Raw genomic sequence first — 20,204 nt, 5'->3', positions numbered from 1 at the left:
CCTCAGGCGGTGGCGAGTTGACGGGACAGGAACTCCCTGGCGAGCTCGCGATAGGCGGTGCTGCCCTTGGAATTCGGATCATATTGCAGAACCGGCATGGCATGGGAGGGCGCCTCGGACAGCCGGACATTGCGCGGAATGACGGTGCGATAGACCAGACCGGAGAGCGTGCTGCGCGCATCGGCCTCGACCTGCTGCGACAGGTTGTTGCGATTGTCCGACATGGTCAGAAGCACGCCTTCGATACGCAGGTCGGGATTGGCGGTCTGGCGCACCTCGCGCACGGTCATGAGAAGCTGCGACAGCCCTTCGAGGGCGTAGAATTCGGCCTGCAGCGGCACCAGCACGCTGTTCGCCGCCACCATGGCATTGACCGTAAGCAGGCCAAGCGCCGGGGGGCAGTCGATCAGGATATAGTCGAACTCGGAGGTCACCGAGAGCTTGCGGCGCAGCAGCTGCGTCCGGCCGGCACGGTTGGAGAGTTCCAGATCCGCCGAGGCGAGGTCCCGATTCGAGGGCACGATGCGGAGATTGGCGATCGTGGTATCGCGCAGGGTCTCGGACAGGGCCTGCTCTCCGGTCAGCAGATCGTAGGAGGTCAGATCGCGATCCTCCAGCGGCACGCCCAGACCGGTGGAGGCATTTCCCTGCGGATCCAGATCGATAATGGCGACCTGCTGACCCTGTTCGGCCAAGGCGGCGCCGAGATTGATTGCCGTGGTGGTCTTTCCGACCCCGCCCTTCTGGTTGGCGACAGCAATGATTCGTGTCTCATGCATGGCGGATTCCCGTGATTTCCAGAATGGCGGCGTCAGGATCTGTCGCGCTCGGGTGGGTTGTCAGGTCAAATTTCCAGTCACGTCGGGCCTCGGAAACCTCGGACTGCCAGTTGCGGCCTTTCATCAGCCAAGCTGTGCCGGAGGGTGCCAGGTGCCGCTCCACATATGCCATGAGCCGCGGAAGCGGGGCAAGCGCCCGCGCGCTGATATTGGCAGCATCAAGCCGATCCAGATCTTCTATTCGTCCCGTCAGCACATTGGCGCCAGTCAATGACAGTTCGCGTATGGCATTGCGCAAGAAAGCAGCCTTGCGCTGATCGCTTTCGACCAGCGTCAAGGGTCTGTCCGGCCGCATGATCGCCAGAACGATGCCGGGCAGACCGCCGCCACTGCCCAGATCGACCCAGCCCCCCGGCGATTTACGGGCGATTTCGGCCAACTGCAGGCAATCCGCGATATGGCGCGATTCAATCTGCTCAAGCGTGGAGGGCGCGATCAAATTGATCGCCGGATTCCACTTGCGTAGCAAGGCGGCATAGGCGGCGAGCCGCTCTGTTTCACATGAAACATTGCTCATGCGCTGCGACGGCTTCCGGCTCGAACCACCGCCAGAATCAACGTGAGCGCGGCAGGGGTCATGCCTTCGATATGCGCAGCCGCGGCGAGGGTTGCGGGCTGCTGCTGTTTCAGCTTGGATTTCAGCTCGTTCGACAGGCCGGAAAGGGCATCATAATCGAACTCCGCGGGAATTGCGATCGCCTCTTCCTTGCGCAAAAGCTCGGCGTCCTTGCTCTGCCGGTCGGTATATTGGTGATAGAGCGCGTCGATCGCCAGCTGCCGAATCGTCGAGGTATCTTGCGCGGCAAGCTCGACGTCCAATGCAAGAACTTGATCCTGCGGTATTTCCTGTTGCGCCAACAGGGCAAACAGGCTGCGCCGGACACCGTCCTGACGCACCTCGATCCCCGCGCGGACCAGTTCGGAAGGCGTGAAAGACACCGATTCCGCCCGCTGCCGGGCCGCCGAATAACGCCGCATCTTCTCACGAAACTGCACCGCGCGTTCCTGGCCAACACAACCGAGATCGATTCCAAAGGCCGTCATGCGCTGATCGGCATTGTCGGCACGGAGCGAAAGCCGGAATTCGGCGCGCGAGGTGAACATGCGGTACGGTTCGCTGACCCCCCGCGTGACGAGATCGTCTATCATCACCCCGATATAGCTTTGCGCACGGCTGAAATGCAGCGGCGGCCGGCCTTGTGCTTTCAGAGAAGCATTCAGCCCCGCCACCAACCCTTGCGCGGCAGCTTCCTCATAACCCGTGGTGCCATTGATCTGGCCGGCCAGGAACAGCCCGGGCAGGGCCTTCACCTCCAAAGACGGGGTCAGCGCACGTGGATCGACGTAATCATATTCCACCGCATAGCCCGGTTGCATGATCTGCGCCTGCTCCAGACCCCGAATCGAGCGGACATAATCCAGCTGCACATCTTCCGGCAGAGAGGTTGAAATTCCGTTCGGATAGACCAGATCGCTGTCCAGCCCTTCCGGCTCCAGGAAGATCTGATGCGAATCCTTGTCGGCGAACCGGACGATCTTGTCCTCGATCGAGGGGCAGTAACGCGGCCCCACCCCGTCGATCCGACCTCCATACATGGCAGATCGGCCGATATTCTCGCGGATCACCCGATGCGTTTCCGCATTGGTATGAGTGATCGCGCAGCTGATCTGGGGCACCTGCGGCACGTCGCTCAGGTAAGAGAACATGGCCGGTTCTTCATCGCCCGGCTGTTGATCCAGACTGTCCCAGTCAATGCTTGCACGCAGGATTCGCGGCGGCGTGCCGGTCTTCAACCGGCCCAAGGGCAGGTTCAGTGGACGAAGCGAAGCAGCCAGTCCGACCGAAGCCCGGTCGCCCCAGCGTCCGGCTGGCCGTGAGACTTCACCAATATGGATCAGGCCGTTCAGAAAGGTGCCGGTGGTCAGGATCACCTGCCGCGATTCCAGTTCACTCCCATCCGCCAGCCGTAGTCCGATGACCCGGCCCCGCTGATGCATCAGTTCCGTGACCTCGCCCAGGATCTGCGTCAGACTAGGCTGGCTTGTCACCACTGCTGCCGCGGCCTTGCGATAAAGCCGGCGATCGGCCTGCGCGCGCGGACCCTGCACCGCCGGGCCCTTGCGACGGTTCAACAACCGGAACTGGATCCCCGCGGCATCGGCGATTCGACCCATGACCCCGTCCATCGCGTCGATTTCGCGCACCAGATGGCCCTTGCCCAGCCCTCCGATTGCCGGATTGCAAGACATCGTACCGATATCATCCCGATGCATCGTCACCAGCGCCGTTTCCGCGCCCATGCGGGCTGCGGCCATGGCGGCCTCCACGCCGGCATGCCCCCCGCCAATCACGATGACGTCGAAATGTTTCACGTGAAACCTACTTTCCAATACAGAACGAGCTGAAGATCTCGTCCAGATAATCCTCGGCCCCGACCCGGCCCACCATCATGGCCAGTCCTTGAATCGCCTGGCGCAGTGCTTCCGCAAGGAATTCCGGTGCGTCATTCCTGTCGACATCCAGCGCCAGCCATGCTCTTTGCAAGGCTTCGGCCTGCCGCTTATGGCTCACAAGGCCGGAATCGGCAGCCCTGATCCGCAGGCGATCATAGACCATATCCAGAAGCTCTGCGACCCCCTCTCCGGTCCGAGCCGAGATCGCCAGACCCGGACCCTGCCCGAGATCCGCCTTGGAGCGGAGCACGATATCGTCTTCCTTCACCGCGTCGGTTGCAATGCCATCGACAGAAAGATGGATCCGCAGATCCGCTTCGGCGGCCCGCTTCAACGCCCGCGCCACCCCCATCGCCTCCACCGGATCGTTGCTTTCACGCAGACCTGCGGTATCCAGGAAAGTGACCGGCAGACCGCGAAGATCGGCACGGAGTTCGAGGATGTCCCGGGTCGTCCCGGCAATCTCGGAGACCAAAGCGATGTCGCGCTGCCCGATCCGGTTCAGCAATGTGGATTTTCCGGCGTTCGGCGGACCGATGATCGCCACCTCGTAACCCTGCCGCAACCGCTCGGTGGCTGGATATGTGGCCAGCATCTGCCGGATATCCTCCCGAATCGCCTCGATCAGCGCAAAGGCCTCGGCGGGGACATCCTCGGGAACATCCTCATCGGCGAAATCGATGCTGGCTTCGATCAGTGCACCGGCGCGGATCAGACCCGCCCGCAATGCCTCTGCCTTTCGGGCCAGTTCGCCTTCCGTCCCGCGCATGGCCAGCTTGCGCTGCGCCTCCGTCTCGGCGGAAAGCAGATCGGCCAGTCCCTCGGCCTCGGCCAGGTCGATGCGCCCATTCAGAAAGGCCCGCCGGGTGAATTCGCCCGCTTCCGCCCGCCGCAATCCCTGGTTCAGAAGCGCCTGCGCCAGCCGGTTGGCAATGACCGGTGCACCATGCAGATGCAGTTCGGCCACTTCCTCGCCGGTAAAGCTGCGACCCTCCTCGAACCACAGGACCAGGGCGCGGTCGATCAGATCCTCGCCCTCCCGCAGTGCCCGCAAGGCGGCAACCCTGGGCGCCGGAACCGGCCCGGCCAGTGATTCCAGCGCGGCACGCGCCTTCGGTCCGCTCAGGCGGACAACGGTAACGCCCCCTCGCCCGGGCGGCGTCGCCTCGGCAAAGATCGTATCCACCGCATCCTCCGCGCCGTCAGGCGTTCATCGAGTCGAAGAATTCGCTGTTGGTCTTGGTCTGCTTCAGCTTCGAGATCAGGAACTCGATCGCATCCGTGGTGCCCATCGGGTTCAGGATGCGCCGCAGCAGATAGGTCTTCTGCAGGTCCTTGGCATCGACCAGCAACTCTTCCTTGCGGGTGCCGGACTTCAGGATGTCCATCGCCGGGAAGACGCGCTTGTCCGCAACCTTGCGGTCCAGCACGATCTCGCTGTTGCCGGTGCCCTTGAACTCCTCGAAAATCACCTCGTCCATGCGCGAGCCGGTGTCGATCAGCGCCGTGGCGATGATGGTCAGCGAGCCGCCCTCCTCGATGTTCCGCGCCGCGCCGAAGAACCGCTTCGGCCGCTGCAGCGCATTCGCATCGACGCCGCCGGTCAGGACCTTGCCCGAGCTCGGCACCACGGTGTTGAAGGCTCTACCAAGTCTTGTGATGGAATCCAGAAGGATCACAACATCTCGCTTATGCTCGACCAGACGCTTGGCCTTTTCGATGACCATTTCCGAAACCGCGACGTGCCGGCTCGCCGGCTCGTCAAAGGTCGAGGAGATCACCTCGCCCTTCACCGAACGCTGCATGTCGGTGACCTCTTCCGGCCGCTCGTCGATCAGCAGCACGATCAGGTAGCATTCGGGATGATTCTTCTCGATGGAATGGGCGATGTTCTGCAGCAGCACGGTCTTGCCGGTGCGCGGCGGCGCCACGATCAGCGAACGCTGGCCCTTGCCGATCGGCGCCACCAGATCGATGATCCGGGCCGAACGGTCCTTGATGGTCGGGTCCTCGATCTCCATCTTCAGCCGCTCGTTCGGATAAAGCGGCGTCAGGTTGTCGAAGGCGACCTTGTGGCGGGCCTTTTCGGGATGCTCGAAATTGATCCGCTCGACCTTGGTCAGGGCAAAATAGCGCTCGTTCTCACCCGGGGCGCGGATCACCCCCTCGACCGTGTCGCCGGTGCGCAGCGAATGCTGGCGGATCATGTCGGGGCTGACATAGATGTCGTCGGGGCCGGGCAGATAGTTCGCCTCGGTCGAGCGCAGGAAGCCGAAACCGTCCTGCACCACCTCAAGGACGCCGTCGCCGCCGATCTCGAAGCCTTCCTCGGCATGCTCTTTCAGGATCGAGAACATCATCTCGCCCTTGCGCATGGTCGAGGCGTTCTCGATCTCCCATTCCTCGGCCATGGACAGCAGGTCGGCCGGGCTCTTGGCCTTGAGATCGGACAGGTTGAGGCGTTCTTCGGTCATGTCTAGCCTATGGGCGCGCGCTGCCCGACGCAGGATCGGCGCGCATTGGAAACTGTGTCTGGAAAATTCCCGCCGGACGGCGGATGCGCGTCACATAGGCAGAATCCGGGCGAGAGTCAATTCTTCCTAGAATTTCACGATCACCGAAAGCACGATCACCACCATGAACAGCGTCGGCAATTCGTTCATCATCCGATAGCGCCGGCCGCTCAGCCCCTGCCCGCGCAACAGCGCCTTGCGCTGGCCGGCCAGCCAGAGGTGGAACCAGGTCATCGCCAGGACGCCCGCCGCCTTGCTCCACGGCCAGATCATCGTCCAGTCCACGATGCCCGGCGTCAGCACCAGCGCCAGCCCGGCGATCCAGGTGACGATCATCGCCGGCCGCATGATCATGCGCAGCAGCTTGTCCTCCATGATCCGGAAGGATTGCGCCGGTTCCTGGCCCGTATGCCCGCGCTCGGCATGATAGACGAAAAGCCGCGGCAGATAGAACAGCCCGGCCATCCACGAGATCACCGCCATCACATGCAGGGCTTTGATCCACGGGTAAGCAAGAGCCAGGAAATCGGTCATGAGGCACCTCCAGCGACCTCTCCTCTATCAAAAAAGAATGAAGAGAAAGAAAGGATGATGTTGTGGTTGGGCCTGTGGATGACGGGAAATCCCTGTTCCACGCCGGATTTCCCCACCTTCGGCTTGCTGGGGAAAAAAACCGCGTTAACCATCCGTTAACGAAAAACAGGCGTTAAAACAGCACAGTAACCGGATGCACCCTGTGGATAAGTTTGTGAAAATTTTTCTTTTCCACAGCTTGGGGGCAATTCCTGACAGATTTTGAACATGTGGAGAAACCGGCTTTGTTCGCATCCCGTCCGGCAGGGTGATCCACGGCGATGAGAAAGGGGCCCGGCTCTCCACAGCCCACGCCCCCCGAGTCGCCCGCGCTTATCCACAAGGTTATGCCCGCCCTGTCCGGTCGGCGCCGGCCGGGCCGGCCCCGTAGCCGTCCAGAAGGCCCCTAGGCGACGGAGCCGCGTCGTCCCGGAGGGCCTGCGAAACCGGCCGATGTCCGTTTCCGTCATCCGAGCGTCGCATTTGAAGAATTGCGAGTCGGAAAACGGGTGCATTCCTGGGGACAGCACGTCCCTTAGCCAGCGGAATCCAGCCATGCTGAACACAGTCGAAATCCTGAACCAGCTCGCCGACCGGCGGAAGAACTTCTCGCTCAGCCGCGACCTCTACTGCGACGAGGGCGTCTTTCACGCCGATCTGGAGAATCTCTGGTATCGCGAATGGCTGTTTGCCATTCCCTCCTGCGACATCCCCAAGACCGGCAACCACGCCACGCTGCAGATCGGCGAATATCCGGTGGTGATCGTGCGCGGCGCCGACGGCCAGATCCGCGCCTTCCACAATGTCTGCCGCCATCGCGGCCAGCGGCTCTGCCCCAAGCAGAACGGCTCCTCGCCCAAGCTGGTCTGCCCCTATCACCAGTGGACCTACGACCTGGACGGCAAGCTGCTGTTTGCCCGCGACATGGGGCCGGATTTCGATGCCTCGAAATACAGCCTGAAGCCGGTGCATTGCCGGACCGAGGGCGGCATGGTCTTCATCTGCCTGGCCGACAACCCGCCGGATTTCGAACGCCTTGGCAGCTATCTGCGCGATTACGTCGGCGCCAGCGACCTGTCGAATGCCAAGGTCGCCTTCACCTCGACCATCGTAGAGAAGGGCAACTGGAAGCTGGTGATCGAAAACAACCGCGAATGCTACCATTGCGGCGGCAGCCATCCCTCGCTCTGCCGGACCTATTCCGACAACCCGCTGATGACGGTGATGGAGGGGCCGAACGCCGCCTCGCCCGAGATCCTGTCGCATTGGGACCGCTGCGACAAGGCCGGCCTGCCGGCGCGTTTCGTGAACGAGCCGGGGATGCAATGGCGCTTCGCCCGGGTGCCGCTGCTGAACAATGCCGAAAGCTTCACCATGTCCACCAAGGCGGCGGTGAACCGGCGCATGGGCACCATCCCGTGGAACGATGCCGGCAGCCTGATGTTCTATCACTTCCCGTCAAGCTGGAACCACTTCCTGCCCGACCATGCCATCGTCTTCCGCCTGCTGCCGATCTCGCCCACCGAGACCGAGGTGACGTCGAAATGGCTGGTCCACAAGGATGCGGTCGAGGGCGTGGACTACGACCTGCAGAAGCTGACCGAGGTCTGGCTGGCCACCAATGACGAGGACCGCCGCGTGGTCGAGGAGAACCAGAAGGGCATCCTGTCCCCCGCCTATGAGCCCGGCCCCTATTCGCCCAACCAGGAAGAGGGTGTGATCCATTTCGTCGACTGGTATGTGCGGCAGATGCTGGATCGCCTGTCCCCGACCCCGGCGATGGCTGCGGAATAATGGCGGTCCTGGTCAAGGCATTCGGCGACAAGCCGTGGAAGGACGACGAGCCGCTGGAATGCGTGATGGTGGTGCCCGAGACCTCGGACACCGCCACCTTCACCTTCCGCGCCCCCTCGGGCGCCTGGTTCGACTATCAGCCCGGCCAGTTCGTCACCCTGGACCTGCCGGTGCCGGGCGGCAACGTGCAGCGCACCTATACGATCAGTTCCAGCCCGTCGCGGCCGCTGTCCATCTCGGTCACGGTCAAGGCGCAGCCGGGCAGCGTCGGCGGGCGCTGGATGATCGACCACCTGCGGCCGGGGATGCGGCTCAAGGCTTTCGGGCCGGCGGGGATATTCTCCTTCGTGCGGCACGAGGCGGCGAAATACCTGTTCATCTCGGCCGGTTCGGGCATCACCCCCGTGATGTCCATGACCACCTGGGCCTGGGATTCGGGCGAGATGCCGGACATCGTCTTCGTCCATGCCGCCCGCAGCCCCAGCGAGATCATCTTCCGCCAGCGGCTGGAGGGCATGGCCGACCGGGTGCCGGGCCTGCAGCTGCGCTTCACGGTCGAGGATTCCGACCCGTTCCGCACCTGGCACGGCTATCGCGGCCGGCTGAACCAGATCATGCTGGGCCTGATGGCCCCGGACTACCTGGAGCGCGAGGTGTTCTGCTGCGGGCCCGAGCCCTTCATGCAGGCGGTGCGCGACATGCTGATCGCGCTCGGCTTCGACATGGACCATTACCACCAGGAAAGCTTCGGCGCCCCGATCCGCAACGAATCCGAGGCCCCGGTGCTGGACGACGTCGTCCCGGACGAGGACAGCGCCGCCCAGATCACCTTCGAAAGCTCGGGCGTGGTGGCGAAATGCAACGAGACCGACACGGTGCTGGCGGTGGCCAAGGCCAACGGGCTGAACATCCCCTCGGGCTGCACCTTCGGCCTGTGCGGCACCTGCAAGGTCAGGAAGACCGCCGGCGAGGTGCATATGGTCCATAACGGCGGCATCACCGACGAGGATATCGAGGAAGGCTATATCCTGGCCTGCTGCTCGCATCCCATCGGCGCCGTCTCGGTCGAGGTCTGACGGGCCAGGGGCGCAGCTTGGCAAAGACCCTGGGTTTTTATGGGAAAAGGGGCGGGCCGGAAGGGTCCGCCCCTTTTTCGTGCCAAGCTTGACAGAGCTACCATACCGCGCAATCCTGACCGCGTACCTATCGATATGACAGGCAAAGGAGGGCACGATGAACATCGACCTCTCGCGGCGCGGTTTCCTGAAACTGGCGGGCGCGGGTGTCGCGGCGACATCGCTCGGGGCCATGGGCTTCGGCGGGGCGGAGGCGGCGGAGCAGGCGCATGTGCGTGCCTTCAAGCTGGCCTCGACGACCGAGACGCGCAACACCTGTCCCTATTGCTCGGTGGCCTGCGGCATCATCATCTATTCGAACGGCGACCTGAAGGCCGGCGAAGAGGCCAAGGTGATGCATATCGAAGGCGATGCCGACCATCCGACGAACCGCGGCACGCTTTGCCCGAAAGGCGCGGCGCTCAAGGATTTCGTCAATGCCGAGACGCGCCTGACCACGCCGCGCATCCGCCGGCCCGGCGCGGCCAGCTTCGAGGAGATCTCCTGGGAAGAGGCGCTGGACAAGATCGCCCGCGCGCTCAAGGACGACCGCGACGCCAACATGGTGCTGACCAACGACGACGGCGTGCCGGTCAACCGCTGGACCACCACCGGTTTCCTGGCTGCCTCGGCCACCACCAATGAAACCGCATGGCTGACCTACAAGGTGGTCAGGTCCATGGGGATCGTCGGATTCGACAACCAGGCGCGCGTCTGACACGGCCCCACGGTGTCCAGTTTGGGCCCGACATTTGGCCGTGGAGCGATGACCAACTCCTGGACCGACATCAAGAATACCGACCTCGTGGTCGTCATGGGCGGCAATGCCGCCGAAGCCCATCCCTGCGGCTTCAAATGGGTGACCGAGGCCAAGGCCGCCCGCGGCGCCAAGCTTATCGTGGTGGACCCGCGCTTCACCCGCACGGCTTCGGTGGCCGACTATTATGCGCCGATCCGGCCCGGCTCGGACATTGCCTTCCTGATGGGCCTGATCAACTGGATGATCCAGAATGACAAGGTGCAATGGGACTATGTCCGCCACTTCACCAACGCCCCCCTGATCGTGAAGGATGAATACGGCTGGAGCGACGGGCTGTTCACCGGCTACGACCCCGAAAAGCGCGATTATGACAAGTCGAGCTGGGACTATGTGATCGGTGAGGACGGCTTTGCCGCCGTGGACATGACGCTGGAGCATCCGCGCTGTGTCTGGAACCTGCTCAGGGAACATGTCTCGCGCTATACGCCCGAGCTGGTCGAGGAGGTCTGCGGCACGCCCCGGGACCGCTTCCTGAAGATCGCCGAGATGATCGGCGAATGTTCGGCGCCCGACAAGACCATGACCTCGATGTATGCGCTTGGCTGGACCCAGCACGCCAAGGGTGCGCAGAACATCCGCGGCATGGCCATGCTGCAGCTGATCCTGGGCAATATCGGCGTCCGGGGCGGCGGGATGAACGCGCTGCGCGGCCATTCGAACATCCAGGGCCTGACCGATATCGGGCTGATGTCGAACCTGATTCCCGGGTATCTGAACATCCCGACCGAGAAGGAGCCGGACTGGCAGACCTACATGTCCAGCCGCAGCTTCAAGCTGCTGCGGCCGGGCCAGACCAGCTATTGGCAGAACTATCCCAAGTTCATGGTCAGCTTCATGAAGGCGATGTGGGGCGACACCGCCACGGCCGCGAACGACTGGGCCTATCACTACCTGCCCAAGCTGGACGTGCCGACCTATGACATCCTGCGCATGTTCGAGCTGATGGATGCCGGCCAGGTGAACCTGTATTTCTGCCAGGGCTTCAACCCGCTGCTGGCCTTCCCCAACCGCGCCAAGGTGACCTCGGCCCTGTCCAGGCTGAAGCTTCTGGTGGTGATGGATCCGCTGGAGACCGAGACGGCGCATTTCTGGGAAAACCACGGCGAACACAACGACGTGGATACCGCCTCGATCCAGACCGAGGTGCTGGAGCTGCCCTCGTCCTGCTTTGCCGAGGATGACGGCGCGCTGGTCAATTCCGGGCGCTGGCTGCAATGGCACTGGTCTGCGGCGACGCCGCCCGGCCAGGCCAGGCATGACACCTGGATCATGGCGCAGATCTTCCTGCGGGTGAAGAAGCTCTATCAGGAAGAGGGCGGCGTCTTCCCCGACCCGATCCTGAACCTGACCTGGGACTATGCCGACCCCGACGAGCCCTCGCCCGAGGAACTGGCCAAGGAAATGAACGGCCGGGCGCTGGAGGATGTCTACGACTCCGCCGACCCGACGAAACTGCTGACCGCCAAGGGCAAGCAGCTGCTGAACTTCAGCCAGTATCGCGACGACGGCTCGACCATGGGCGCCTGCTGGATCTATTCCGGCTGCTGGAACGAGGACGGCAACAACATGGCCCGGCGGGACAATGCCGACCCGGACGAGACCGGCGCCTATCCGAACTGGACCTTCTCCTGGCCGCTGAACCGGCGGATCCTTTACAACCGCGCCTCTGCCGATCTGCAGGGCCGGCCCTGGGACCCCTCGCGCAAGCTTCTGGAATGGGACGGCGAGAAATGGACCGGCTATGACGTGCCCGACATCGCGCCGACCGCCAGGCCGGAAGAGGTCGGCCCCTTCATCATGAACCAGGAAGGCGTCTCGCGCCTGTTCAGCCGCGGCATGATGCGCGACGGCCCCTTCCCGACGCATATGGAGCCGTTCGAGTCGCCCCTGGCCAACGTGTTCAACCCGCAGATGCGCGGCAATCCGGTGGCGCGGGTCTTTGCCAGCGATGCCGAGCAGTTCGCCACCAGCGAGGAATTCCCGATCGCGGCGACCTCCTATCGCCTGACCGAGCATTTCCATTACTGGACCAAGCACAACCGCATCAACGCGGCCCTGCAGCCGGAATTCTTCGTCGAGATCAGCCGCGAGCTGGCCGCCGAAAAGGGCATCCGGCAGGGCGGCTGGGTGCGGGTCTGGTCCAAGCGGGGCGAGGTCAAGGCCAAGGCTCTGGTAACGGGGCGGCTGAAGCCGATGCAATGCGGCGACAGGCTGGTCCATGTCATCGGCATCCCGCTGCACTGGGGCTTCATGGGCGCGGCGCGCAAGGGGTTCGGGCCGAACAGCCTGACGCCCTTTGTCGGCGACGCCAATGTGGAAACGCCCGAATTCAAGGCGTTCCTGGTCAATATCGAACCCGCGACAGGGGAGGCCGTGTCATGACAACGGACCCGAACCTCGACAGCCCGCGCACGGCGGTCTCGAATCCGCCGGTGCAGCCGATGCAGGCCAATCTGGGGCCGGGCGACGTCGTCCGCGCCTCGGCCATGCCCGACCTGCCGCCGCCGACGCGCGAATTGACGCCGGTGGCCAAGCTGATCGACGTGTCGAAATGCATCGGCTGCAAGGCCTGCCAATCGGCCTGCGCCGAATGGAACGACACCTATCCCGAGATCGAGGAAAACGTCGGCCTTTACGAAAATCCGCACGACCTGACGCCCGACATGTTCACCCTGATGCGGTTCTCGGAATACGAGAATCCGCAGACCGGGGATTTCGAATGGCTGATCCGCAAGGACGGCTGCATGCATTGCGCCGATCCGGGCTGTCTCAAGGCCTGCCCGGCCCCCGGCGCCATCGTGCAATATTCGAACGGCATCGTGGATTTCATCCACGAGAACTGCATCGGTTGCGGCTATTGCGTGACCGGCTGTCCCTTCGACATCCCGCGCATCAGCCAGAAAACCCATGTCAGCTACAAATGCACGCTGTGCTCGGACCGCGTGGCGGTGGGCCAGGGCCCGGCCTGCGCCAAGGCCTGCCCCACCCAGGCCATCGTCTTCGGCACCAAGGAGGACATGCTGGCCCATGCCGAGGCGCGGGTCGAGGACCTGAAGTCGCGCGGCTACGACAATGCCGGCATCTACGATCCGCAGGGCGTGGGCGGCACGCATGTCTTCTATGTGCTGCATCATGCCGACCAGCCCTCGCTTTATTCCGACCTGCCGGAACAGCCGCGCATCTCGCCGGTGGTCGAGGGCTGGAAGGGCGTGACCAAGACGCTGGGCCTGGCCGCCATCGGCGCCGCGGCCATCGGTTCGGTCCTGCACGGGCTGATGACGCGCGCCAACAAGGTCTCGGCCGAGGATGAGAGCCATGCCGAGGAACTGGTCGAGGGCCGCGAGCCCCCGGTCCCGCCGGGAAGGGAGGTGCTGTGATGCCGAAACGGATGTTCTCGGCCCCGGGCGACCATATCGAAAGCCGCCATCCGGTCACGGTCAGCCGCTATCGCGGCATCACGCGGCTGAACCATTGGGTGACGGCGGCCAGCCTGATCGTGCTGCTGCTTTCGGGGCTGGCGCTGTTTCACCCGGCGCTCTACTTCCTGACCGGGCTGTTCGGCGGCGGGCAGATGACGCGCTGGCTGCATCCCTTCGTGGGCGTGCTGCTGTTCTTCAGCTTCCTGTTGCTGTTCCTGCAGATGTGGCGGCTGAACCTGCCCCGGCCCGAGGACCGCACCTGGGTCAGCCATATCGGCGAGGTCGTCCGCGGCGAAGAGGAAAAGCTGCCCGAGCTGGGCAAATACAATGCCGGGCAGAAATTCGTCTTCTGGGCCATGTCGGTGCTGATCGTGGTGCTGATCGTCTCGGGCGTGATGATCTGGCAGCAATATTTCCCCGATCTGGTCTCGATCGCGGTGCGGCGCTGGGCGGTGCTGATCCATGCGCTGGCGGCGGTGGCGATCATCCTGACCTTCATCCTGCATGTCTATGCGGCGATCTGGACCCGCGGCACCATCCGTGCCATGACGCGCGGCACGGTGACCGGCGGCTGGGCCTGGCGGCACCATCGCAAATGGCTGCGCGAACTGGCTGGACGCGAGGGAGGCGGCCCGGCAGAGTAGGCCAAAGCGACCCGAAAGGAAGCCATGTCCACCGCCCTGAATCCCGATCCCGCGATGATCGGCGGCGTCGCCAAGGTCCCCCTGGCGCGCCTGCCCGAGCCCGCGGCGCTGTTCTCGACCCGCGCCGAGCGGTTCGATTTCCTGGCCGGGCACAGCCCGAACCTTGCCCCCTACCTGCGGTTTCTGGCCGGGATCTGCCGGGCGCAGGCCGGTCTGGTCGGCGACCTGCCCCGCCCCGAGGCGCCGCCGCCCGAGCGGATCGAACTGGCTCGCGCCAGCCGCATGCCGCCCTTGGACCGCAACGCCATGCGCGACGGGCTGGCGCAGGCGCTGCCGCTGCTGCTGGAGCGGCTCGCCTCGCTTGAGATGCCCGAGCCCGCCCGGCTGGCGCTGGGGGCCTTGCAGGCGGCCGAGCCCGCGGATCTGGACTGGGTGATGGGCAATGTGCTGACCGACACCATCCCCGAGGACAGCGTCGCCCCGCATCTGTTCGCCGCCGCCGCCCTGCAGGTCCATGCCGCGATGCAGGCGGCTGCGCTGGACGCCGAAAAACTGGTGCCGATCCGCACCGGCACCTGCCCGGCCTGCGGCGGCCGCCCGGCCACCAGCCTCGTCACCGAAAGCCTTGGAGCCGAAGGGGCGCGCTATTGCGCCTGCGCTACCTGTCAGACGCTGTGGAACGAGGTGCGGGTGAAATGCCTCTGCTGCGGCTCGACCAAGGGCATCTCCTATCGCTCGGTCGAGACCGGCGAGGCCACGGTCAAGGCCGAGGTCTGCCGCGAATGCGGCAGCTGGGTCAAGATCCTGTATCAGAATCGCAATCCCTCGCTGGAACCCATCGCCGACGACGTCGCCAGCCTGGGCCTCGACCTGATGATGCGGGACACCGAATGGAAGCGGGGCGGCTTCGACCCCTTCCTGACCGGCTATTGACGGCGGCGCGGCGCGGGCGATGATCGTCGGCACGGCGGGGCATATCGACCATGGCAAGACGGCGCTGGTCCGGGCCCTGACCGGGATCGAGACCGACCGGCTGGCCGAGGAAAAGGCCCGCGGCATCACCATCGAACTGGGCTTCGCCTATGCCGATCTGGGCGGCGGCGCCGTGACCGGTTTCGTCGATGTGCCGGGGCACGAGAAATTCGTCCATACCATGCTGGCCGGGGCCGGCGGCATCGACCTGGCGCTGCTGGTGGTCGCCGCCGATGACGGCATCATGCCGCAGACGCGCGAGCATCTGGCGATCCTCGACCTTCTGGGCATCAACCGCGGCTTGGTCGCGCTGACCAAATCCGACCTGGCCCCGCCCGACCGCATCGCCGGGCTTTCCGCCCGGATCGCGGAGCTGCTGGCCCCGACCGGCCTTGCCGGCGCGCCGGTCTTTCCGGTCTCGTCGCTGACCGGGGCAGGCATCGACGCCCTACGCGCCGCGCTGGTGCAGGCCGAGGCGCAGACCGCCGCCCGCGCCACCGAGGCGCGATTCCGCCTGGCCATCGACCGCAGCTTTACCCTGGCCGGGACGGGCACCGTGGTCACCGGCACCGTGCTGTCGGGCCGGGTCGCGGCGGGCGACCAGATCGTCCTCAGTCCCTCCGGCCTGCCGGCCCGCGTGCGGGGCATCCACGCCCAGAACCGCAAGGCCGAAACCGGCTTTGCCGGCCAGCGTTGCGCGCTGAACCTCGCCGGCGAAGGCGTGACGCGCGAGGCGATCCATCGCGGCGACATGGCGCTGGACCCGGCGCTGCACGCGCCCACCCAGCGCATCGACGTGATCCTGCGCGTGCTGGACGGCGAGCCCAGGCCGCTGGCGACATGGTTCCCCGCCCGCCTGCATCTGGGCGCGGCCGAGACCGGCGCCCGCATCGTGCCGCTGGAGGGGCCGCTGGCGCCGGGCGGCGAAGGGCTGGCGCAGCTCGTCCTCGACCGCCCGCTGGCCGCGACGCTGGGCGAACGCTTCATCCTGCGCGACGTCTCGGCCCGGCGCACCATCGGCGGCGGGCGGCTGATCGACCTGCGCGCCCCCGCCCGCCACCGCGCCCGGCCCGAGCGGCTGGCCGCGCTGCGCGCCATGGCCCTGCCCGACCCGGCCGAGGCGCTGTCGGCGCTGGCCGGGCTGGCGCTGATCGACCTCGACGCCTTCGCCCGCGACCGCGCCCTGCCGCCCGCCGGGCTGGCGCGCGCCGCCGCCGCCTCTGGCATCGCCATCGTTCCCGGCACGCGGCAGGCGCTCGCCCCCGCCCGGCTCAAGGCGTTGCGCGAACGGATGCAGGCGGAACTGGCGGCTTTCCATGCCGAGAACGCCGATCTTCAGGGGCTGGGCCGGGAAAAGCTGCGGCTCGCGCTCGTCCCGCGCCTGTCCAAGCCGGATTTCGCCGCCTTCATCCGCGCCGAGGCGGCGGCGGGCCGCATCGCGCTGGACGGCGCCTTCATCCGCCTGCCCGGCCACCTGCCGCGCCTCTCGCCCGAGGACGAGGCGCTGCTGGATCGCATCCTGCCGCGGCTTTCGGGCGAGGAACGCTTCCGCCCGCCGCGCGTGCGCGACTTTGCCCACGAACTCGGCGCGGACGAGGCCGAACTGCGCCGCATGATGCGCATGGCCGCCCGGCAGGGCCGCATCGACCAGATCGCGCATGACCATTTCTTCGCCCGCGCCACCACCATCGAGATGGTCGGCATCATCCGCGAGCTGTCCGCGCAGGCGCCGGACGGCTGGTTCACCGCCCCGGCCTTTCGCGACCGGGTGCAGAACGGCCGCAAGGTGGCGATCCAGATCCTTGACTTCTTCGACCGGCTCGGTCTGACCTTGCGTCGCGGCGATCTTCGTCGCATCAACCCGCATCGGATCGACCTGTTCACCCCGGACAGGCCGGACGGTCAGGACTAGGGAAGAGAAGCGTCCCCGGTGGGGCGGCCGGACTTCAAATCCGGTTGGGGCAGTGAGCCTGTCCCGGGTGGGTTCGACTCCCACTCTCTTCCGCCGGATGTGACGAAAGGACGGCAATGAACAGCATGACGCTCGGCAACAGCCAGGTTCGGGTCAGCGGGGTCTGCCTGGGCACGATGACCTTCGGCAACCAGACCCCGGCGGCCGAGGCCCATGCCCAGATGGACCGGGCGCTGGCCGCCGGGATCGGCTTCTTCGACACGGCCGAGATGTATCCGGTGAACCCGGTCCGGCGCGAGACCGTCGGCCGAAGCGAGGAGATCATCGGCGATTGGCTGGCCGCGCGCGGTGGCCGCGACCGCGTGCAGATCGCCACCAAGGTGACCGGCCCCAGCGGCACCGTCCGGGCCGAGGGCTATGACGGCGCCATCCTGCGCCGGACCGTCGACGCCTCGCTGAAACGGCTCAGGACCGATCATATCGACCTCTATCAGCTGCACTGGCCGCTGCGCGGCAGCTACGCCTTTCGCCAGAACTGGCGCTACGACCCCTCGCAGCAGGACCGTGCCGCGACGCTGGCGCATATGGCGGATGTGCTGGAAGCGGCGGCCGATCTGCACCGGGCCGGCAAGATCCGCGCCTTCGGCCTGTCGAACGAATCCGCCTGGGGCACGGCGCGCTGGATCGACACGGCCGAGCGGCTGGGCGCGCCCCGCGTCGCGGCGATCCAGAATGAATATTCCCTGCTCTACCGCGCCTACGACACCGACCTGGCCGAGCTTGCGGTGAATGAGGGGGTGACGCTGCTTGCCTATTCGCCGCTGGCGGCGGGGCTCTTGACCGGCAAATACCAGGACGGCGGCAACCCGCCGGGCAGCCGGGCGGCGGTCGATGTCGAAACCGGCGGCCTGGGCAACCTGGGCGGCCGCCGCACCGACCGCGCCATCGCCGCCGTCGCGGCCTGGCTGAAGCTGGCGGCCGAGCTGGGGCTGGACCCGGTCCACATGGCCATCGCCTTCACCCGGCAGCGGCCGTTCCCGTCGATCCCGATCATCGGCGCCACCGATGCAGCGCAGCTCGACCACCTGCTCGCCGGCCTGGACCTGGTGCTGTCCGACGAGGCGCTGCGGCGCATCGACCAGCTGCACCGCGCCCATCCCATGCCCTATTAGCCGACGCGACGGAACCGTTGGCAGCGCCGCCGGCGGCGGGCAATCTGCCCGCGACCCGACCGGAGGAGAAACCATGCTGCCGCCCATCCTTGCCCACCTGCGCATTCCCGTCGTCGCCTCGCCGATGTTCATCGTCTCGGGGCCCGATCTGGTGATCGCGCAATGCAAGGCCGGCATCGTCGGCAGCTTCCCGGCGCTGAACGCCCGCGAAAAGGATGGCGAGCCGCCGCTGCTCGACGCCTGGCTGACCCGCATCGCCGAGGAACTCGACCGCCACAACCAGGCCAATCCCGATCGCCCGGCCGCACCCTTCGCGGTGAACCAGATCGTGCACCGCTCGAACGCCCGGCTGCAGCGCGATATCGAGATCTGCCACCGCCACAAGGTGCCGATCTGGATCACCAGCCTGGGCGCCCGGCCCGAAGTGAACGCGGCCGCGCATGACTGCGGCGGCATCGCCCTGCATGACGTGATAAACAACAGCTTCGCCCGCAAGGCGATCGAAAAGGGCGCCGACGGGCTGATCGCGGTCGCGGCGGGCGCCGGCGGTCATGCCGGCCCGCAATCGCCCTTTGCCCTGGTCCAGGAAATCCGCGCCTGGTTCGACGGCCCGCTGCTGCTCTCCGGCGCCATCGCCACCGGCCGGGCGGTGCTGGCGGCGCAGGCCATGGGCGCGGACCTGGCCTATGTCGGCAGCCCCTTCATCGCCACCGAGGAAGCCAACGCTCCCGCCGACTACAAGCGCATGATCGTGGATTCCGGGGCCGAGGACGTGGTCACCTCCTCGCTCTTCACCGGCGTCTCGGGCAATTACCTCGCGCCCTCGATCCGCGCGGCCGGGCTCGACCCGGAAAACCTCGCGACGGCCGATGCCACGGCGATGGATTTCGACAAGGCCACCTCGGGCGGCAAACCCAAGGCCTGGAGCCAGATCTGGGGCTCGGGCCAGGGCATCGGCGTGGTCAAATCCGTGACCCCGGCCGCCGAACTGATCGACCGCCTGGCCACGGAATACGCCGCCGCCCGCCGCCGCCTCTGCGCCGACTGAGCGCGCTTCACCGTTTCCCAAATACTCAAGAAGCCGCGCGCCCAGGGCCCGCGGCTTCTTTGCTCTGCAAATACCCCCGGCGACGCCGCAACCGGCGCCCAGGACTCAGCTGACCGCCAGCCCCTCGGTGGTGGCGAAGAACATCGCCTGGCTGACCGCCGAACGCACCTGCTCCTCGGAATAGGGCTTCGAGATCAGGAAGGCCGGCTCGGGCCGGTCGCCGGTCAGCAGCCGCTCAGGGAAGGCGGTGATGAAGATCACCGGAATGTCGCCCATGTCGCGCAAGAGCTCGTTCACCGCATCGATGCCCGAGGAGCCGTCGGCCAACTGGATATCGGCCAGGATCAGGTCGGGGCGCTTCTGATGCGCCAGATCGACGGCGGCGGCATGGGTGCGGGCGATGCCGGTGACATCGTGGCCCATGGCCTGCACGATGCCCTTCAGGTCCATGGCGATGATGGTCTCGTCCTCGATCACCATGACCTTGCCGGTCAGCGACTGCCCCATCTCGTTCAGCGCGATCTGCACCAGCTCCTCGGCCTCGTCCTGCGGACATTGCATGATCTGCGCGATCTGGTCGTAGCGCAGTTCCTCGATGGTGCGTAGCAGCAGCGCCTCGCGGGAATTCGGGGTCAGCCCGCGCAGATGCGCCTGGGCGCGAGCCTCGCGCGGGGTCTGGGTTTCCAGCTCGACCGGCTGGCCCGAGCTTTGCCAGATCGCATGGAAGGTGCGGAACAGCCCGATTCGGGTGTCCTCGCCGTCCATCAGGCTGCGGTCGGTCAGGATCGCCTCCAGCGTGGCGGCTGCGTAATTGTCGCCGGCGGTCTGGCTGCCGGTCAGCGCACGCGCGTAGCGCCGCAGATAGGGCAATTCCCGGCTGATGGACTGGGCAAGATCCGCTGCGGTCATGGCTACCTCGAAAAAAGCGT

Annotated in this window: 16 protein-coding genes and 1 tRNA gene; 10 read left to right on the top strand and 7 right to left on the bottom strand. The window is 65.7% G+C overall.

Going from position 1 to position 20,204, the window contains the following annotated elements; all coding sequences use genetic code 11:
• Window positions 1-2: 2 nt before the first annotated feature.
• The 6 genes from LOS78_RS07845 to LOS78_RS07820 all read right to left on the bottom strand — a co-directional run bounded on the left by LOS78_RS07845 (window position 3) and on the right by LOS78_RS07820 (window position 6,340).
• Window positions 3-779, bottom strand: coding sequence for a ParA family protein (locus tag LOS78_RS07845; RefSeq protein ID WP_028711761.1), 777 nt, complete (start codon window positions 777-779; stop codon window positions 3-5).
• Window positions 772-1,356, bottom strand: coding sequence for a 16S rRNA (guanine(527)-N(7))-methyltransferase RsmG (rsmG, locus tag LOS78_RS07840; RefSeq protein WP_230377888.1), 585 nt, complete (start codon window positions 1,354-1,356; stop codon window positions 772-774). The genes LOS78_RS07845 and rsmG overlap by 8 nt, the downstream gene beginning before the upstream one ends.
• Complete coding sequence (mnmG, locus tag LOS78_RS07835) at window positions 1,353-3,212, bottom strand: tRNA uridine-5-carboxymethylaminomethyl(34) synthesis enzyme MnmG (protein ID WP_230377887.1); 1,860 nt, start codon at window positions 3,210-3,212, stop codon at window positions 1,353-1,355. Before mnmG ends, rsmG begins: the two co-directional genes overlap by 4 nt.
• Before the next feature lie 7 nt (window positions 3,213-3,219).
• Window positions 3,220-4,479: a tRNA uridine-5-carboxymethylaminomethyl(34) synthesis GTPase MnmE gene (gene mnmE / locus LOS78_RS07830; protein WP_230377886.1), complete on the bottom strand. Its 1,260-nt coding sequence runs from the start codon at window positions 4,477-4,479 to the stop codon at window positions 3,220-3,222.
• 16 nt (window positions 4,480-4,495) lie between these two features.
• On the bottom strand, window positions 4,496-5,767 hold the full coding sequence (rho, locus tag LOS78_RS07825; RefSeq protein ID WP_028711757.1) for a transcription termination factor Rho: 1,272 nt from the start codon (window positions 5,765-5,767) through the stop codon (window positions 4,496-4,498).
• Between the two features lie 126 nt (window positions 5,768-5,893).
• On the bottom strand, window positions 5,894-6,340 hold the full coding sequence (locus tag LOS78_RS07820) for a CopD family protein (RefSeq protein ID WP_230377885.1): 447 nt from the start codon (window positions 6,338-6,340) through the stop codon (window positions 5,894-5,896).
• 594 nt (window positions 6,341-6,934) lie between these two features.
• On the opposite strand from LOS78_RS07820, the gene LOS78_RS07815 reads away from it, so the two are divergent.
• The 10 genes from LOS78_RS07815 (at window position 6,935) to LOS78_RS07765 (ending at window position 19,275) form a co-directional block, all read left to right on the top strand.
• Window positions 6,935-8,173 carry an aromatic ring-hydroxylating dioxygenase subunit alpha gene (locus LOS78_RS07815; RefSeq protein WP_028716417.1) on the top strand — a complete coding sequence of 413 codons (1,239 nt, stop codon included), beginning with the start codon at window positions 6,935-6,937 and terminating at the stop codon, window positions 8,171-8,173.
• Window positions 8,173-9,249 carry a hybrid-cluster NAD(P)-dependent oxidoreductase gene (locus LOS78_RS07810; protein ID WP_051476375.1) on the top strand — a complete coding sequence of 359 codons (1,077 nt, stop codon included), beginning with the start codon at window positions 8,173-8,175 and terminating at the stop codon, window positions 9,247-9,249. The genes LOS78_RS07815 and LOS78_RS07810 overlap by 1 nt, the downstream gene beginning before the upstream one ends.
• A gap of 157 nt (window positions 9,250-9,406) precedes the next feature.
• On the top strand, window positions 9,407-12,490 hold the full coding sequence (gene fdnG, locus LOS78_RS07800) for a formate dehydrogenase-N subunit alpha (protein ID WP_256451360.1): 3,084 nt from the start codon (window positions 9,407-9,409) through the stop codon (window positions 12,488-12,490).
• Window positions 12,487-13,485, top strand: a complete 999-nt coding sequence (gene fdxH / locus LOS78_RS07795) for a formate dehydrogenase subunit beta (RefSeq protein WP_028711751.1) — start codon at window positions 12,487-12,489, stop codon at window positions 13,483-13,485. Before fdnG ends, fdxH begins: the two co-directional genes overlap by 4 nt.
• On the top strand, window positions 13,485-14,171 hold the full coding sequence (locus LOS78_RS07790) for a formate dehydrogenase subunit gamma (RefSeq protein WP_028711750.1): 687 nt from the start codon (window positions 13,485-13,487) through the stop codon (window positions 14,169-14,171). The genes fdxH and LOS78_RS07790 overlap by 1 nt, the downstream gene beginning before the upstream one ends.
• 24 nt (window positions 14,172-14,195) lie before the next feature.
• A complete protein-coding gene (fdhE, locus tag LOS78_RS07785) occupies window positions 14,196-15,104 on the top strand; it encodes a formate dehydrogenase accessory protein FdhE (protein WP_230377882.1) in 909 nt (302 codons plus the stop codon).
• A gap of 19 nt (window positions 15,105-15,123) precedes the next feature.
• Window positions 15,124-17,055, top strand: coding sequence for a selenocysteine-specific translation elongation factor (gene selB / locus LOS78_RS07780; protein WP_230377881.1), 1,932 nt, complete (start codon window positions 15,124-15,126; stop codon window positions 17,053-17,055).
• A tRNA-Sec gene (locus tag LOS78_RS07775) sits at window positions 17,056-17,148 on the top strand. It abuts the gene before it with no gap.
• A gap of 23 nt (window positions 17,149-17,171) precedes the next feature.
• Window positions 17,172-18,227 (top strand): aldo/keto reductase, encoded by a 1,056-nt coding sequence (locus tag LOS78_RS07770; RefSeq protein ID WP_230377880.1) that lies wholly within the window; start codon window positions 17,172-17,174, stop codon window positions 18,225-18,227.
• Between the two features lie 73 nt (window positions 18,228-18,300).
• Window positions 18,301-19,275: a nitronate monooxygenase family protein gene (locus LOS78_RS07765; RefSeq protein WP_230377879.1), complete on the top strand. Its 975-nt coding sequence runs from the start codon at window positions 18,301-18,303 to the stop codon at window positions 19,273-19,275.
• Between the two features lie 105 nt (window positions 19,276-19,380).
• On the opposite strand, the gene LOS78_RS07760 is transcribed toward LOS78_RS07765, so the two are convergent.
• Window positions 19,381-20,184: a response regulator gene (locus tag LOS78_RS07760; RefSeq protein ID WP_028711745.1), complete on the bottom strand. Its 804-nt coding sequence runs from the start codon at window positions 20,182-20,184 to the stop codon at window positions 19,381-19,383.
• Window positions 20,185-20,204 lie beyond the last annotated feature (20 nt).

Source organism: Paracoccus sp. MA (assembly GCF_020990385.1).
Taxonomy (GTDB): Bacteria; Pseudomonadota; Alphaproteobacteria; order Rhodobacterales; family Rhodobacteraceae; genus Paracoccus.
This window is presented reverse-complemented; position numbering and strand designations above follow the sequence as displayed.